Annotated in this window: 14 protein-coding genes; 13 read left to right on the forward strand and 1 reads right to left on the reverse strand. The window is 37.6% G+C overall.

All coding sequences use genetic code 11. The features are described 5' to 3' along the window. The first annotated feature begins 69 nt into the window (after positions 1 to 69). From ACIQZI_RS07030 to helD, 6 genes are all read left to right on the forward strand, one after another. Positions 70 to 1,065, forward strand: coding sequence for an XdhC family protein (locus ACIQZI_RS07030; RefSeq protein WP_403070948.1), 996 nt, complete (start codon positions 70 to 72; stop codon positions 1,063 to 1,065). Further along, entirely contained in the window at positions 1,062 to 1,682 is a 621-nt protein-coding gene (locus ACIQZI_RS07035; protein ID WP_403070951.1) for a nucleotidyltransferase family protein, read from the forward strand. The genes ACIQZI_RS07030 and ACIQZI_RS07035 overlap by 4 nt, the downstream gene beginning before the upstream one ends. A 122-nt stretch (positions 1,683 to 1,804) precedes the next feature. Beyond that, on the forward strand, positions 1,805 to 4,123 hold the full coding sequence (locus tag ACIQZI_RS07040) for a xanthine dehydrogenase family protein molybdopterin-binding subunit (protein ID WP_403070954.1): 2,319 nt from the start codon (positions 1,805 to 1,807) through the stop codon (positions 4,121 to 4,123). Beyond that, entirely contained in the window at positions 4,123 to 4,959 is an 837-nt protein-coding gene (locus ACIQZI_RS07045; RefSeq protein WP_403070956.1) for an FAD binding domain-containing protein, read from the forward strand. Before ACIQZI_RS07040 ends, ACIQZI_RS07045 begins: the two co-directional genes overlap by 1 nt. 175 nt (positions 4,960 to 5,134) lie before the next feature. Further along, entirely contained in the window at positions 5,135 to 5,590 is a 456-nt protein-coding gene (locus tag ACIQZI_RS07050) for a (2Fe-2S)-binding protein (RefSeq protein ID WP_403070959.1), read from the forward strand. Between the two features lie 452 nt (positions 5,591 to 6,042). Further along, the gene (helD, locus tag ACIQZI_RS07055; protein WP_403070962.1) at positions 6,043 to 8,295 is read left to right on the forward strand and encodes an RNA polymerase recycling motor HelD; all 2,253 of its coding nucleotides are present in this window, start codon (positions 6,043 to 6,045) and stop codon (positions 8,293 to 8,295) included. Positions 8,296 to 8,390: 95 nt separating this feature from the next. On the opposite strand, the gene ACIQZI_RS07060 is transcribed toward helD, so the two are convergent. Then, a complete protein-coding gene (locus tag ACIQZI_RS07060) occupies positions 8,391 to 9,575 on the reverse strand; it encodes an alanyl-tRNA editing protein (RefSeq protein WP_403070965.1) in 1,185 nt (394 codons plus the stop codon). A gap of 301 nt (positions 9,576 to 9,876) precedes the next feature. On the opposite strand from ACIQZI_RS07060, the gene ACIQZI_RS07065 reads away from it, so the two are divergent. The 7 genes from ACIQZI_RS07065 (at position 9,877) to ACIQZI_RS07095 (ending at position 16,677) form a co-directional block, all read left to right on the forward strand. Continuing rightward, positions 9,877 to 10,527, forward strand: coding sequence for an AroM family protein (locus ACIQZI_RS07065; RefSeq protein ID WP_403070968.1), 651 nt, complete (start codon positions 9,877 to 9,879; stop codon positions 10,525 to 10,527). After that, positions 10,520 to 11,287, forward strand: a complete 768-nt coding sequence (locus tag ACIQZI_RS07070; RefSeq protein WP_403070971.1) for an IclR family transcriptional regulator — start codon at positions 10,520 to 10,522, stop codon at positions 11,285 to 11,287. The genes ACIQZI_RS07065 and ACIQZI_RS07070 overlap by 8 nt, the downstream gene beginning before the upstream one ends. A 12-nt stretch (positions 11,288 to 11,299) precedes the next feature. Further along, positions 11,300 to 12,532 (forward strand): M20 family metallo-hydrolase, encoded by a 1,233-nt coding sequence (locus tag ACIQZI_RS07075; RefSeq protein ID WP_403070974.1) that lies wholly within the window; start codon positions 11,300 to 11,302, stop codon positions 12,530 to 12,532. A gap of 205 nt (positions 12,533 to 12,737) precedes the next feature. Next, entirely contained in the window at positions 12,738 to 13,469 is a 732-nt protein-coding gene (locus tag ACIQZI_RS07080) for an IclR family transcriptional regulator (protein ID WP_403070977.1), read from the forward strand. Between the two features lie 15 nt (positions 13,470 to 13,484). After that, complete coding sequence (locus ACIQZI_RS07085) at positions 13,485 to 14,861, forward strand: dihydroorotase (RefSeq protein WP_403070980.1); 1,377 nt, start codon at positions 13,485 to 13,487, stop codon at positions 14,859 to 14,861. Positions 14,862 to 14,995: 134 nt separating this feature from the next. Further along, complete coding sequence (locus ACIQZI_RS07090) at positions 14,996 to 15,193, forward strand: DUF3311 domain-containing protein (RefSeq protein WP_403072115.1); 198 nt, start codon at positions 14,996 to 14,998, stop codon at positions 15,191 to 15,193. After that, positions 15,190 to 16,677: a sodium:solute symporter family protein gene (locus ACIQZI_RS07095; protein WP_403070983.1), complete on the forward strand. Its 1,488-nt coding sequence runs from the start codon at positions 15,190 to 15,192 to the stop codon at positions 16,675 to 16,677. Before ACIQZI_RS07090 ends, ACIQZI_RS07095 begins: the two co-directional genes overlap by 4 nt. The last annotated feature ends 223 nt before the right edge of the window (positions 16,678 to 16,900 follow it).

Raw genomic sequence — 16,900 nt, forward strand, 5'->3', positions numbered from 1 at the left:
GGACGGATCCTTCAAAGTAAATGGTGACGTTTAGCGCCATAGGAGTTTTGTATGAGATGGGGGAGTTACATGGAAGATATTTACCGAATATTAGAAATGATTGACGATACAAGGAAAAAAGCATTAGCGACCGTTATTCGGGTTGTAGGATCGGCCTATAAAAAAGAAGGTTCTCAAATGCTTATCTTTGAAGACGGAACACAAATAGGCATGTTAAGTGCTGGTTGCTTAGAAACGGATTTGGCGATTCAAGCACAAGAAGTGTTGAAAAAACAAATAACTATTTTGCTTCAGTACGATATGAGCGAAGAAACTGATTTAGCGTGGGGCCAAGGGGCTGGCTGTAGTGGAATAATTGATATATTGCTTGAGCCAGTCAATGGAAAAGTTCAGGAAGATTTCATTTTAGTAAAGAAATTGCTAACTTCCAATCAAAAAGTAGTATGGTTGAAAAAGTATTCAGAAGCAGGGGAGTATATCTTTATCTCAAGTGAAGATCAGGCATTCGGAAGGTGGTCAGGTCAAATACCTGAAATAAATTTTGATGTAAAAAGTGGAGTAATGACAAATCAACCGATTTTTCAACATACTTATCAGCCGAAACCACATTTAATTGTGTTCGGTGCAGGTCCTGATGCTAAACCGCTCGTTTCTCTTGCAGCAGAAACTGGTTTTTCTGTAACTGTGTGTGATTGGCGGGAAGAGTTCTGTCAGCAGAAGGATTTTCCGGATGCAGATCAACTTTTTATTGGCTTTCCAACTGAACTTATGAAAAAAATCTCGATTTCTTCCGATGCCTTTGTTGTTATTATGTCGCATCATTTTCAACGGGACCAACAAATTCTTTTGTCATTAATAGATAAAAAGATAAGGTACTTAGGTATTTTAGGTCCAAAAGAAAGGACAAAACGGCTTCTTAAGTGTGAAAACGTTCCAGAGTGGATTCATTCGCCAATTGGCTTACCGATTGGAGCTAAAGGCCCTTTTGAAATTGCGGTAAGTGTTTTAGCTGAAATGATTGAAGTATGGAGAAAACCTGTTCGTAAAAGAGTGGGATTTGTATGAATCATTCTAGTTTAGTGGGAATTTATCTAGCAGCAGGTAAAAGTAGCAGAATGGGTAGAGCTAAGCTTAATTTACCAGTTGGTAATCAATTCTTAGGAAGTATGGCTTTCAGGGCGGCACTTGAGTCAAAACTTGATTGCACTATCGCTGTTACTCGGGAGGGAGATTCTCTTGAGTGGTTGGCACCTTTTTCGAAAAACAAGGGTTGGAGTTATTTGGAATGCCTAAAAGCTGATCGCGGCCAAAGTGCTTCACTTAAAGCAGGTGTAAGGATGGCGGCTGATATGGGTGCTACTGGCGTGGTTGTTTTACTTGCAGATCAGCCCTTTATAACGAGCGAGATGATAAATCGCTTAGTTGATGAATTTAAAATCTCGCAAATGGGTTCTTATGTTTCTTTTTCACATGAAGGAATGATAAAGCCACCAGTCCTTTTTGCAAAGAGTTTCTTTCCAATGTTATTTGAATTAACAGGTGATCAAGGAGCTCGAACGGTTATTCGTGAGGAAATGAGAGAACAAGGAAAACAAATTGAAATAAATAGTGATCTTCATTTTTTTGATATTGATACAGAGGAGGAATATCAACTTTTAATGCAACAGATGCGAAAAAAATAAAATAAGTAGCTTTATAGAAAAATCTTTAAAATTGGCAGATAACCTCTGACAATGCGGACGGTTAAAACTTACACGTCGAAACTTAGAAAAATATAAACTTTGAAGAAATCGGAGTGGTGAAATTGGATGTTATCGGAAAAAGTATCATTCGTAAAGAGGCTCAGGATAAAGTGACCGGAAGAGCGAGATACACACATGATCACCACTCAAATACTATGCTCTCAGGGAAAGTCGTTATTAGTCCGTACGGCCATGCTAAGATTATTAAAATCGACACAATAGAGGCGAGGAAAATGCCGGGCGTTAGAGCGATACTCGCTGGCGAACATTTTCCGCTTACTGGTGAAGATATTCGTGATAGACCGCCGCTCGCTGTCGATAAGGTGCGCTACCATGGAGAAGCGATTGCGCTAGTTATTGCTGATACACCAGGCCAGGCGAAAAAGGCAGCCGACCGGATTAAGATCCAGTATGAATTACTGCCTGTAGTTCATTCACCGATACAAGCGTTTCAAAAGGACGCCCCATTAGTGCATGAGGGCTTAGGAGAATATGTAAAAGAAAAACATACCTCCCCTGTTCCAGGAACAAACATAGCAACACATATCAAAATCCGAAAAGGCAATATGGAAAAAGGCTGGACTGAAAGTGTAACGACTGTCGAAGCAGACTTTTCCTTTCCACCATCCGATCATGTTGCGATGGAGACTAGATGTTCCATTGCAGAGATATTGCCCGATGGAACCATCAAAATCATGACATCATCGCAAGCCCCATTTATGGTTAAACAATTAATCGCGAAATACTTTAATGAAGATATTGGAAAAATAATTGTGGAAACGCCACTCGTTGGCGGTGCATTTGGCGGCAAGGCATCCGTGCAGCTTGAAATCCTTGCCTATTTAGGGTCGAAAGCAGTTGGCGGATTGCCGGTGAAAATATTAAATACTAGAGAAGAAGATATTTTAATGTCCCCATGCCATATCGGCTTGGATGCAAAAATAAAATTCGGAGCTGACCACCTTGGGATCATCAAAGTAGCTGAAATTCGTTATTTATGGGATGGTGGAGCTTACTCGGATAAAGCGATTGATTTAACGAGAGCTGGGGCTGTTGACTGCACAGGTCCCTATAATATTGAAAACCTATGGTGTGATTCGTACTGTATGTACACGAATCATCCATATGCTTCACCATTCCGCGGTTTTAGTCATTCGGAACTCTCATTTGCCATTGAAAGAACGATGGATTTATTAGCGCAAAAGCTCCAAATTGATCCACTTGAGCTACGTTATAGAAATGCTATTAAGCAAGGTCATACAACACCAACAAGAGTGCTTTTGAATCAAAGTAATGTTGGAAACTTGCAGAAATGTATTGTGAGATTGAAAGAATTAATCCGTTGGGATGAGGGACAGATCAAGGAGATTAATAACCGCTTGGTCAGAGTGAAAGGAATTAGTTGTAGCTGGAAAACTTCAACAATTGATCCAAACGCCCCCTCAGGTGTGATTTTAACGTTTAATCGGGATGGAAGTATAAATATAATGTCAGGAGTCGTTGAAATAGGTACGGGGACAAAAACCGTTCTTGCTCAAATTCTTGCAGAAAGGCTGAAGATGAATGTGGACAACATTCATGTCAGGATGGAAGTAGATACACAAACAACACCAGAACATTGGAAGACTGTCGCGAGTAGGGGCATCTACATGGCGGGAAGAGCCTTATTAGAAGCTGCAGAGGATGTCATCAATCAGTTGAGGGAGATAGCTTCAATTGTACTAAGGGCACCAAAAGAAGATCTCGAATTGGCCGATAGCCGGGTATTTTTACGCGACAATCCTTTAATGGGGCTCCATTATAAAGATATTTGCTATGGATATCAATATCCGAATGGAAACTCAATCGGTGGCCAAATTATCGGGAAAGGAAATTTTATTATGCGCCATCTTACCCATTTGGATCCTGAAACAGGGGCAGGGAAGCCTGGACCAGAATGGACAGTTGCCGCGTATGGGGTTGAAGTGGAGTTTGATCGCCGTGATTATACATATCGATTAGTGAAGGCGGCAACGGTTGTTGATATAGGTAATGTATTAAATAAAAAAGCAGCGTTAGGTCAAGTGATGGGGGCAATGAGTATGGGTTTAGCGTTTGCTGGACGAGAAACGTTTTATTTTGATGAGTACGGTCGGGTTTTGAATCCGCAACTACGTACTTACCGACCGCTCCATTATGGAGAAAATCCTGAATATCTTGTTGATTTTGTTTATACCCCTGACCTTGAAGCACCATACGGGGCACGCGGGGTTGGCGAGCATGGACTACTTGGAATGCCTGGTGCACTAGGGAATGCCTTGTCTGTCGCTGCTGGTGTTTCACTTCATCATTTACCTCTAATTCCAGAGTTGATCTGGAAAACAAAGGAGGCGAAAAGCTAATGTTACCGTTTGATTTTGATTATTATAAGCCAGCATCATTGAAAGAAGCGATCGACCTTTACCAATCTAAAGCAAGAAATAGGGAAAAGTCGATGTTTATTTCGGGTGGTACGGAATTAATCACTCTAGGAAGAATTAATCTTGTTCATACTGAAGCGGTTATTGATTTGAAAGATATTGCCGAATGCAAGGTCATGCAGTTTGAAGGGGATTATCTTGTCTTCGGAAGCACATTAACTCTTACAAAAATTGAAGAAACCAATCTTTTTCCACTATTAACAAAAACGGCGAGTGAAGTGGCTGATCATACTTCCCGTGGGAAAATTACTCTTGGTGGCAATATCTGTGCGCAAATTTTTTATCGCGAGACTGTATTGCCATTTTTATTAGCAGACAGCCAAGTGATGATTGTCGGTCCCGATGGGGTAAAAGTGGCACCGATCAATGATCTTTTTCACGAACAACTTCGATTGAAAAATGGTGAGTTCCTAGTTCAACTTGCAACAGAACAGAAATTTATTCGCGCACCATTTGTCAGCATAAAACGGCGTCAGCAATGGGATACTGGCTATCCATTGATCACAGTCGCCGCTTTAAAAATGGGGGAAGAAGTGCGTGTTGCCTTGAGTGGACTATGTCCATTTCCGTTTCGATCCAAAAAGGTGGAGAACTCGTTAAATAACCGGGAATGGCCGATTAATGATCGAGTTGACGCTGCTTTAGCAGAATTACCAAGGCCGATCTTAAACGATATTGAAGGCTCTTCAGATTACAGACTCTTTGTGTTGCGGAATTTATTGCATGATGTTTTAGAGGGATTGGGTGTTAGTTTTTGAGTTTTCTGTTTTTAAGAATCCTCAACCCTTTTTGACAGAAACTCATCTGTTATGTCGATGAGTTTACTGTCTAGCAAAAGCGGTCTTCCTCTAGGACTAAGTAATCAATTGGTTGGGGAGAACACCGCTAGCCTGTTTCTAATCGCTAACTCGTTTTATGAGAGGGGCAATAAGTATGAAAACGCAAATCATTGATTTACATGTAAACGGGAATCTTCGCACGGTGACAGTCAGGTCGGCAGATACGTTATTATATGCAATAAGAGGAAAGCTAGGTTTGACTGGGGCAAAACCAGGATGCTTGAATGGTGACTGTGGCGCATGTACGGTGAATGTTGACGGTTGGCCAATGAAATCGTGTTTGATGCTCGCGATCGAAGCCGTTGGGAAAAATGTAACGACCATAGAAGGTTTGAAAAACACACCTATTCAGCGGGCTTTTATTGAGAACTTTGCGTTTCAGTGTGGTTACTGTACGCCTGGTTTTATTATGAACTGTCATTCGCTCATCCTAAAGCATCCAGATGCTGATGATGCAACTATAAAAGAGTGGCTAGAATCAAATATTTGCCGCTGCACAGGCTATACTGAAATCGAAAAGGCGGTTAAATCCGTTTTAGAGAAGAATTGAACAAAGATTGAACTTTGGAAGCATAATGTATCAAATGTACTATTTCGAAAATGGTAACTCGATGAAATTATCATAATACACATCTATGAGCGTCTACACGCAACCCAACGATGAAAAAGGTTCAGGTTCTCCAATTGAAACACCTTGAAGGTGACGGTGCGGAACTGATCTTGCAAAGCCCCGCCCCTTTTCCACAGAAAAGAAAAGTCTCCGTAAGTACTAGCTTCATAACAACTTGACTATGTGTGGGGGTCTTGTTCATTCCTAGCGATAACTAGCTGGACGTAGGTCAGGGAGACAAAAACACCGGGCCGGGATAAACGGCATCGTTTTCCTTTTGAAATAGGTTTTCTTCTTGCATTCGGCGGAGTTTTCTGATAATATTTATTATCCATTTCACCGTTGCAAACGATTGTCAAGATGCTTATTTCAAGAGATGAAAGGAGAACACAATGACATCGAAGCAGCATCCGGATCTGAAACATGAACAAGAAAGATTAGAATTTACGAAGCGCTATATTGATGTAGTCGTAAAGACCGCTGCGACGAGTAAAGATCAATTTAAGAAAATTATGCAGGAGACATTTGGAGATGAAGATTGGCAAGAGTCGGGACGGTATTCAGAATTGCTAACAACGGCCAATTTTTTTGATATGTCGAAAGCTGAGTTGGAAAACTTAAGAAAAGCAAAAAGTAAACCATATTTTGCTCGGGTCGATTTTTCACGTGATGAAAACGATCTAAAGGAAGTTCTTTATTTTGGAAAGGCATCCCTTTATCAGCGGGAAAATCAGGAGCAAATTATCGTGGATTGGCGTTCGCCGATTGCGAACCTTTACTACGAAGGAAGAATCGGACCGGTCACATATGAAGCAGAAGGGGAGAGTTTTTCGGGAGATATTACGTTGAAACGGCAATTAATGATTGATGGAGGAGAGTTAGAAGAGATCCGAGACATTGATTTAACGACAACCGATGAACTTCTTCAAGAATCGCTTTCAAAGAGTTCGAGTAATCGTCTGACAGAAATTGTCTCAACGATTCAGGAAGAGCAGAACAAGATTATTCGAGCAGACTTAAATAAACCGATCATCGTTCAAGGGGCTGCGGGAAGCGGAAAGACGACGATCGCTCTGCATAGGATTTCTTACTTCATCTACCACTACAAAGATTTGTTTGATCCAAGACAGCTGATGATTCTTGCTCCTAGTCGTCTGTTTATTGATTATATTTCGGAGGCGCTGCCTGAATTAGGAGTCGAGAAAGCGAAGCAATTTACCTTTTCTGAATATGTACAAGTGGCAATTGAACGCGAATTGAAGCTTGTTCCTGATAAGAAACTAACCAATTTGCTTGAAAGAAATGATGAGGAGACATTGGAGTCCATCTGGGTATCTAGTATCAAAGGTTCTTCGCAATTTAAAGGAATTCTTGATCAATTTATCATGGACATTATTAATCGATTTGTTCCAAATGAAGATTTTTATTGTGATAAGTATCGCTTATATTCTGCTAAAAAATTCAAAAAGCTATTAGTGGAAGAATATTGGTATATGCCGGTATATACTCGGGTTGATAAATTAAAACAAATTTTGCAAAGTCTAGTGAAATCTAAGAAAAAAGCGATGCTCGAGCGAGTGGAGAGGTTCTATGATGCTCGAATTGAGAAAGCTTTATATAAAAATATTGACCCTACTGTCCGACGAGAATATGTGACAAAATGTCTTGATAAGAAAGCAGAACGCCAGGAAGACATTAAGAAAGAAGTGCGCAATTCTGTTAAAAACTATTTTAAACAATTTGAACGAAAAATGATTTTTGAGTATTATCAGGAGTTGTTCTCTGATCCAGAAATACTAGTTACATATAGCAAAGAGTCTCTATCCATACATGAAGCAAAGCGTCTTTGTGTATATCAATCGCAGCTTTTTAAAAGAAAGCAATATGAACTTGAGGATTTAGGAGCAATTCTTTATCTCTATTCCCACCTTTTTGGGGTAGATAAAGAAAAGCGAGCGAAGAATATTGTCATCGATGAAGCTCAAGATTACAGCTTTATGCAGCTGCAGGCGTTAAAAACGGCTTCGGACACTGATATGTTTACGCTTGTTGGAGATCTTGCTCAAGGTATTTATTCGTATCGTGGATTAGAGGAATGGGATGAGGTCCATCGGAGCATATTTCCAAGGGCTACCTACACTGAACTTAAGAAAAGCTATCGAACAACAGTAGAAATTATGAATGAAGCAAATAAACTATTGGATCTATTGCCTTATCGTTTTCCTCAAGTAGAGCCTGTTGTTCGACATGGTGAGAAACCGTTATTTATAAAAATAGAGGATGATAGATGGGGCAAAGAACTACTTGAGCGGGCAACTAAAATGAAAGAGCAAGGATTACGGACATTTGCTGTGATTGCAAAAACAATGGCTGATTGCCGTAAAGTTTATAACATTTTGAGTAAGATCGATTCAACCGTTTGCTTGCTAGAAGAACAAGCTTCCATACCTAAGGAGCGTTTGGTCATCTTGCCTTCATATCTTGCTAAAGGTTTGGAGTTTGATTGCGTGTTTGCGATTTCCTTGAACGAACGATATGAGCGAGAACGTGAACTAGACATTAAACTGCTCTATGTGGTTATGACAAGAACGCTACATCGCTTGTATTTTATCGGAAACTCAGAAGCGGATTTTTTAATAAAGTGAACCGTCGATGTAATAATAAGTCTGAACCAACTCTCTTAATGAAGAAGGGTTCAGACTGTTATTTCAGTATTTTAATCATTAAAAAATATCTTTTGTTAGTCCACAGTCAATTTCTTTAGTTCCAATTCCGCAAAGGTTAAAAAACCGGCTAATGATTCAGAATTGGAAAATCCAGCTTGAGCTGATTTGTCATTCCCACCACCTTTTCCACCATACACTCCTAAGTTCTGTTTGAAAAATTGTCCGCAATTCACCCCTATTACCCCATTTTGATAAAGCACTGCTTTATTTTCTAGAACAGAGCCGAAAAGGACAACAGCATCTCGTTTAGAGGTAATCTTCGCGGCAAGCAGCTGTAGTTCTTTTAATGATTTATTGGAAAATTCACGAGTGATAAGTACCCCGTTGTTCTCAGACAAGATTTCTTTCATTTCAAATAATGCCATCTCTTCTTTTAATTTTTCATTTTCATCAAGTAGATGCTTTTGGTTTTGCTCAGACCTATTTATACGGTCAAGAATGTCATCTCGTCCCGCGCTGTATTTACTGGATAATCTTGTGATTATTGCTAAGCTTTCTGAGAAATCTCGTAACGCCCGAAATCCACATTTGAAATAAATACGAGTGAAGCTTTTTTGTTTTTCCATTTTCAACAGTTTAATCATCCCAATTTCGCCTGTTTGCCGGACATGAGTTCCACCGCATGGGTTATATTCGATTCCTTCCATTTCAACAATACGAATATTTTCCGTAACTTTAGGTAACTTCACGACTGGCAATTCCTTAAGTTGTTCAGAAGTAATGAAATAGGTGAGCAGCTTTCTATTTTCGAAAATATATTGATTCGCTAGTTGTTCTAAACTGTTGACTTGATCTTTGGAAAATTCTTTTCTGTCCACATCAATCGTCACATAGTCTGTTCCGAGGTGAAAACTTAATGTGTTTGCGTCAAATAACTCACGACATACTGCTGACAACAGATGCTGACCACTGTGATGTTGCATATGATCAAAACGACGCTCCCAGTCAAGTTCACAGTAAACCTTACCTAGTTCTGGTTTTCTAGTTAAAACATGAACAATTTCCTCATTAATAACTTGCACATCTACTATATCAATTCCGGCGATCTTTCCGCGGTCTGATGGCTGGCCACCACCTTCTGGATAAAAAGCTGTTTCTTGCAGCGTAACGTAGAAATGGCTGTCTTTTTCAGTGACTGTCAGGATTTCAGAATCCCATGCTTTTATTGAAGTATCATCATAATATAATTTCGTTGTCATTACTTTCTCCTCCTGAACCAAATATCGTCATTATATCATGTAAGAATGAACCAATAATATAGATAATCTGAGTATTGATTTCATAGTAGAATTTTATAGCGCTCTAAAAAATCTAGCTTCTTTTTCTCGATTATTTGCTTTCCAATTGCCGAGAACCTTTAATTTATTAGGGTTTCAGTTTTTTTTTATTTCCAGGAAGTAAATTGACAATGTAAATTCCATTAGGTAATATTTCTAATATATCAATTATAGAAATGATTGTTTCTATAATTGAAACGATAAATAATGTTGGAGGTATAGGATGGTTACTTTAATAACAATTGGCCAGACCCCTAGAGATGATTTGTTGAAAGCGTTTAAAAAAGAGGGTATATGTGATTATCAACTGGTTGGTGCACTTGATCATGTTTCTCAAAATGAAATAGATGTATTAGTAAAACAGCCAGGAGAAGAAAAATTATACGTTGTATTGAGAAATGGAATGGCAAATATGAGCCAAGGCACGATCGAAAAAAAGGTAGAAGATGCAATAAAAAAATATGAGGATTGTTCTGAAGTTATTGCAGTGTTGTGCATGAGTGAATTTACGTATACATCTAATCGAACAGAAATAATTTATCCGATTAAAGAATTGAAAGAAAAGGTAGGAAATATAAAAAACGGTGATACTACGATAATATTTGTTCCAATCAAAGAACAGATAGGAACAGCGAAAATAAAATGGGCAATTGTAGAAGGGAATAAACATATTGTAGCTGTTCATCCAAAATCTGAAGCAGTACTTGAAGAAATGATTAGAGAGATTGAATTACATCATCCAAAGTATGTGATCATGGATTGCTATGGGTATGACTCGGATTTAGTAGCTCAAATTGAAAGTAAATATTCATGTACTTGCTATAACGCCCAACATTTAATTGTTCAGAAAGTGAAGGCAGTTAGGAATGAATAAAAATAGTTCAGAAATTTTATTAACCTTAGATAAAGGATTACAAGTTATATCACATTTATCGATTATTAATAGACCAATATCAATTGGTGAATTATCTAAAATAATGAAGATAAATAAATCAACTTTATTCAGAATATTAAAAACGCTACAAAGAAGAGGATTCGTCTTTCAACAAGATAATGGTGATTATGGTTTGCGTCCTGAGGAATTTAATATTATTGTGGATCGATTTGATAAAAATGAAGCTCTGCAGCGCACATTACGACCGGAATTAGAAAAATTATCGAGTCAATGTTCAGAGACGGTAACTCTTTCGGCTCTTGTTGACGAAAAAGTGGAGTGCATTGATAAAATAGATAGTCCCAAATCTGTACATGTCACCCATATTATTGGCAGATATTCACCTTTACATGCAGCTGCTTCTGGAAAAGCGGTATTGGCTTTTATTCCTCAAGCTAAAATAGCTAGGATTATGAGTGAAGAGGTTTTGGAGAAATTTACTGATTCTACAATTGTTTCAAAAGTGATACTTGAACAGGAATTAAAACAAATAAAAAAGAATGGATTTGCTGTTAGTCATGGGGAGTTAGATTTAGGGATTAGTGCAGTAGCTGCACCCATATTCTCGAAGTCTGGAAAAATAGTAGGATCAGTTAGCATCCTAGGAATAAGTCAAAAATTTTCGGAAGAAACAATCATAAGTCTTTCAAAAACAGTGATAAATTCAGCTGATAAAATGTCAGCATTATTAAACTATTGATGGGGTGTAGAGATGGAATTGATAAATAAAGATCGATTATGGAAAACAATAAATGATTTAGCTGCTCTCACAATTGAGAATCAACCATGGACGAGACGGTCATTTACCGCCAAATATAACGAAGGGCGAGAATGGTTAATAAATGAAATGAGAGAAATAGGTTTAGAAGTAAAAAAGGATGAAGGAGCTAATGTAATTGGGCGTTTAATTGGAACTGAACCAAATCTACCTCCAATTGTTATTGGATCTCATACGGATACGGTTCCAAATGGAGGTAGATTTGATGGAATTGCTGGTGTACTTGTAGGATTAGAAATTGTTAAATCTTTGGTTGAACACAACATTGCAATCAAACATACAATTGAAATTGTAGATTTTACAGCAGAAGAACCATCAGAATACGGTTTATCTACAGTTGGGAGCCGTGCATGGTCTGGTAACTTAACTGAGGAAATGCTGACTTACACGAATTCGGATGGACAATCGTTATCAGCTGCGATTTCATTTGCAGGTGGAGACCCAAAGACTCTATTTAATTGTAAAAAAGAGAAAGATACAATTGCTCTATATTTAGAATTGCATATTGAACAAGGACCAGTTTTATTAAGAAATAATGCGAGTTTAGGTGTTGTAACAGGGATTGTAGGAATTCAACGTTATAAAATTTCAGTAGATGGATTACCAAATCATGCAGGAACAACACCGATGGATATGAGAAATGATGCTCTTACAGCAGCTGCTGAAATGACGCTTGCTCTAGAGAAAGTAGCAAATGAAGAATTTGAGCAGCCAGTTGTTGGAACAGTTGGCGTTTTTAATAATTTTCCAAATGCATCAAATGTGGTACCTGGAAAAGTAGAATTCGCTGTTGAAATTCGTAGTATTTCTGAAGAAGTGATTGACAAAGTAGCAAATGACTTTTTAGAAAATGTTGATTCGATTAGGAGGGCTAGAAATGTAAATGTACAAATTGAAAATATCTCAAGATCAAGCTCAATTGTAATAAATGATGAAATTAAGCAATTATTACATAACTCATGTAGAAAAGTGACAGATAGCGTTATTGAATTACCAAGCGGTGCTGGTCATGATGCAAATCAAATGTCATTGCTTGCTCCGGTAGGGATGATATTTATACCATGCAAGGATGGTAGAAGTCATTGTCCAGAAGAATGGGCAGAGAAAGAGGATTTATATTTAGGAGCAAAGGCCATGTTAAATGCTGTTCTAGAGTTTTCAAAATAGTTTTCAAAGATAATACTGTAAAAAATCCATTCATCTTATTTAAAAGATGAATGGATTTTTTTATTAAATGAAATTTCTGAATAAAAGCGCTTGCAAAAAAGGGTTGTAAAGTATATATTATCAATATTAGATAATGTATTATCACTAAATGATAACCTGTAACATAATTGGTGATTTCACATTATCTAAAGAACGGAGGATTGTAGTGAGCGCAGAAAAAACTTTGGAAATTTTAGAGCAATTTGATTTTGAATCAAGAACACTTTCTGTCCCTGAACTAGCAGCGAAGCTACAACAACCACAAAGCTCAGTGTACAGGCATTTGAGGGTACTGAAAGAAAAAGGATACATTATTGAGTATTCACCTGGATTGTATAGCTTGGGATATATATTTTTAAAACTTGCTAAAATTGTAAAAATGGATATTGATCTACCAGTCGTTTCGCAAGAAGCAATGAGAGAATTAACTCGATCAACAGGAGAAACCTCCATATTACTAGTACCCTCGAATTTACAAGCGGTTTGTTTAGCAGCAGTTCCTTCTGGCCACCCAATTAAGGTTTCTTCTGAACAAGGAAATATTGTCCCTATTTACGGAGGAGCTTCCTCAAAAGCTTTATTGGCTTTTATGGGTGACCAAATTGTTAAGGATCTTTATCTTAGTGGAGTTGTAAAAAAACACACGAATCAAACGATTCTCGATTTGGATGTCATGTTAAATCAATTAGAGGAAATTCGCCAAAAAGGGTATTCTTATTCGGAAAGTGAAATTGATGATGGTGTTATTTCTTATGGTATGCCGATATTTGATAGTGACAAGAAGCTAGTTGCATCTTTAAGTGTTGCTGGCCCAAAAGAAAGAATGGAAAAAAAAGGGAAGAATGAAATTGTACAGGCAATAAAAACTGCTGTAGAAAAAATTGAAAATCAACTATAAGGGAGTTTTTACGTCATGACCAAAGTAGAGCAGATTATTAAAGGGAATATTGTTACTAAAGATACAGTAATCCATGGAGAAGTTGGAATTAAGGAAGGGAAAATCGTTAGTATTCATGAAGGATCAGGAAATTTGGAGTCTGAAAATATCAAAGATTTTGGTGATGCATATGTTTTTCCGGGAACGATTGATGTTCATGTGCACTGTTTTAGTAATCCAAATGAAGGATTTGTTACAACTAGTTCTTCTGCCGCAGCAGGTGGGATCACAACTTTCTTAGATATGCCTTATGATTTGCCAAACCCAATTAATAATGTTGAGCAATTCAATAAGAAAGTTAAGCAGTTAGAAGAAGAAGCAGTTGTAGATATTTGTTTATGGGGAACCATTTCAAAGAAGGGTGGAACAGATCAAATTATTCCTTTAGCAGAAGCTGGAGCGATTGCTTTTAAGATGTCTACTTTTGAAACAGATGAGTATCGTTTTCCGAGAATTCCAGATCCGGAAATCTTAAAAGCTATGAAACTGATTGAAGAAACAGGTTTACGAGCTGCTTTCCATTCGGAAAACGATGAAATCATAGTTGATATGATTGATCAATATCAGAAAGAAGGAAAGGTTTATCCTAAAGCGCATAACGAAACACGCCCGCCAGTTACTGAAACAAGTGCTGTATTAAAGTTATTGGAATTCGCCTATTGGACGAATGTGAAACTTCACATTGTTCATGTTAGTCATCCGAGAACAATAGATTTGATTAAACTATTCCAAGCTCAAGGAGTTAAAGTAACTTGTGAAACATGCTATCCGTATTTATTAATGGATGTAGATGATCTGGAGAAATACGGGCCAGTTGCGAAAAACAACCCACCATTAAGAGAAAAAGAGGAAGTTCAAGGGTTGTGGGAGCATATTAAAGAAGGCAATATAGATCTAATCTCTTCTGACCATGCTCCATGGAGTGCTGAGCAAAAAGTTAAAGGAAATGATAATATTTTTCTTGCATCATCTGGGCTGCCTGGTGTTGAAATTATGACACCGTTAATGTTTAATAGCACTGTTTCAAATGGGAAATTATCACCAAATGACTTTGCAAATTTAATGTCTACTCATCCAGCAGAAGTATTTGCTATCCCTGGAAAAGGACAAATCAGTGTAGGGTTTGATGCTGACTTTACTGTAATTGATCCGAATCAAAAAACAGTTATTGACCAAAATTCATTTAAATCCTTCTCGAAATTAACTCCATTTGATGGACAAGAATTAAATTGTAAAGTGATTTCTACCATTGTTCGTGGGGAAGAAGTTTTCGATGGTGAAAATGTAACTAAAAATCCTGGATACGGTAAATTTGTTGCTGGATCAGCAGCAAAAGCAACTGTATCTATGTAAGTGTTAAGGTAAGGTCCATACTTCTTTAGGTAGGAGCTTCCAATCAGATGGGGAAGAACCCCATCTGATTTCCTTAAATGTTTAATCAAGTAAAACGAGTGTACTTTATCACATTTGAAAGGCATGGTGAAGATATGAAGTTATACTATTTACTAGCGTTAATACCCTTTATTGCAATACTAGGTGGGGCTCCTTTTGTAAACAAAGTCGAACCTTATGTATTAGGATTACCGTTTTTCTTATTTTGGATCATATTTTGGGCAATATTATGCTCAGTGATTATGTTCGTTATTTATCGTTTGGATCCTCTTAATAAGGAGAATGAAGAATGAATATAGCGTTGTTAATTATCATCCTATTTTTAATCATCAGTATTATTTTGGGGCTTTTAGCCAAACGTGGGAAAAATATGAGTATGGAACAATGGGCAATTGGCGGCCGGGGTTTTGGCGGGATATTTGTATTCCTCCTGTTAGCTGGTGAAACTTATTCCGTTTTTACGTTGCTAGGAACGAGTGGTTTAGCATTTAATAACGGCGCAGCAGCCTTTTATTTATTAGCTTTCACTGCTTTAGGAACAATAACATCGTATTGGCTATTACCGGTCATCTGGAAATATGCGAAAGAAAACAATGTAGTATCTCAATCGCAATTCTTCTCCAAGAAATATAACAGTACAGGTCTTGGAGTATTCGTTGCAATAGTAGGTGTAGTTGCACTGATTCCGTATATCACAATCCTGTTTAAATCAATGGGGATTTTAGTTGCAGCAACATCATACGGTGCTATCTCATCAAATGTAGCCATTTGGGTGGGGATGATTGCATTATTAGGTTATGTTATGGTCTCAGGAATTCATGGATCGGCATGGACCTCGACAATTAAAGATTTTTTAATATTCTTTGTTATCTTATTTTTAGGAATTTATTTACCGCTGCATTATCACGGAAGTTTTGAAGGGCTGTTCCAAGCGGTTAGTGAGGTCAGGCCTCAAGCATTAACCCTTCCTGAGAAAGGTTTGAGCGTTTCATGGTTTATCTCAACTGTAGCAATTAGTTCCTTTGCGTATTTCATGTGGCCTCATGTTGCACCAACAGTATTTGCGTCTAAAAATGCAAAAGCATTTCGTTTAAATGCAGTATTGCTACCGATATACGCTATTATGGTACTATTTGTTTATTTTGTTGGATTTACAGCAATTGTCGAGCTTCCTGGCTTAAAAAACGGTGACTTTGCATTGTTAGAACTTTCAATGAAGTCGTTTGATCCATGGTTTGTCGGTATTATAGGTGCAACAGGATTGCTTGCAACGCTAGTTCCCGGATCGATGATGTTAATGTCAGCGGCGACAATGATTACGACCAACGTGATAGAACCATTAAAGCCCAATGTTTCTGATAAAAATAAAGCACTCTTTGCAAAGGGATTTGTTGTTTTATTATCAATAGTATGTGCATTTTTCTCCATGAGTGAAAGTAGCACATTAGCCACTTTATATTTGACATCATTTAGTTTAATTACCCAAATGGCTCCGTCGTTGTATTTAAGTTTAAGAAAAAATAATGGAATTACTAAATATGGTGCTGGAATCGGAATGCTGGTAGGTGTAGCGATTGTTATCTATGTCACATTTACGAAAACAACAATGGCAATATTATTTCCATCGCTTCCAAGTGTCATTCAAGATTTGAATATTGGCATAATCGCTCTTGCTGCTAATATTTTGGTAATGTTTATTGTAAGTTCACTTACAAAAAATACTAGTATGAATGATAGAACTAATGGAAAAAAAAGCGATATAAAGTTAACGAGTTAAATAGAGTTGAATATAGAATTAATATAACGACTGTTGATTAACTACTATAAACCAAAAGGGATGCATGTTGGGGCACTACTTCTATAGTTTGTAGAACACAAACTATAGAAGTAGTGCCCTTTTGTTTATGAATACGACATTCCTAATTTGTTTTGAAAGAATATTTTAGAAAAGGCTGTTTTCGCATAGAGTGTGATTTAATTGAACATGACTGTTAAACAGT

Origin of the sequence: Peribacillus sp. NPDC096379 (genome assembly GCF_044762875.1) — a bacterium.
GTDB lineage: Bacteria > Bacillota > Bacilli > Bacillales > DSM-1321 > Peribacillus.

Coding starts and splice junctions, on each gene's coding strand:
- ACIQZI_RS07050 (WP_403070959.1), top strand. CDS start 5,135: ATGAAAACGCAAATCATTGATTTACATGTAAACGGGAATCTTCGCACG.
- ACIQZI_RS07095 (WP_403070983.1), top strand. CDS start 15,190: ATGAATATAGCGTTGTTAATTATCATCCTATTTTTAATCATCAGTATT.
- ACIQZI_RS07065 (WP_403070968.1), top strand. CDS start 9,877: ATGGTTACTTTAATAACAATTGGCCAGACCCCTAGAGATGATTTGTTG.
- ACIQZI_RS07085 (WP_403070980.1), top strand. CDS start 13,485: ATGACCAAAGTAGAGCAGATTATTAAAGGGAATATTGTTACTAAAGAT.
- ACIQZI_RS07060 (WP_403070965.1), bottom strand. CDS start 9,575: ATGACAACGAAATTATATTATGATGATACTTCAATAAAAGCATGGGAT.
- ACIQZI_RS07045 (WP_403070956.1), top strand. CDS start 4,123: ATGTTACCGTTTGATTTTGATTATTATAAGCCAGCATCATTGAAAGAA.
- ACIQZI_RS07090 (WP_403072115.1), top strand. CDS start 14,996: ATGAAGTTATACTATTTACTAGCGTTAATACCCTTTATTGCAATACTA.
- ACIQZI_RS07030 (WP_403070948.1), top strand. CDS start 70: ATGGAAGATATTTACCGAATATTAGAAATGATTGACGATACAAGGAAA.
- ACIQZI_RS07035 (WP_403070951.1), top strand. CDS start 1,062: ATGAATCATTCTAGTTTAGTGGGAATTTATCTAGCAGCAGGTAAAAGT.
- helD (WP_403070962.1), top strand. CDS start 6,043: ATGACATCGAAGCAGCATCCGGATCTGAAACATGAACAAGAAAGATTA.
- ACIQZI_RS07070 (WP_403070971.1), top strand. CDS start 10,520: ATGAATAAAAATAGTTCAGAAATTTTATTAACCTTAGATAAAGGATTA.
- ACIQZI_RS07075 (WP_403070974.1), top strand. CDS start 11,300: ATGGAATTGATAAATAAAGATCGATTATGGAAAACAATAAATGATTTA.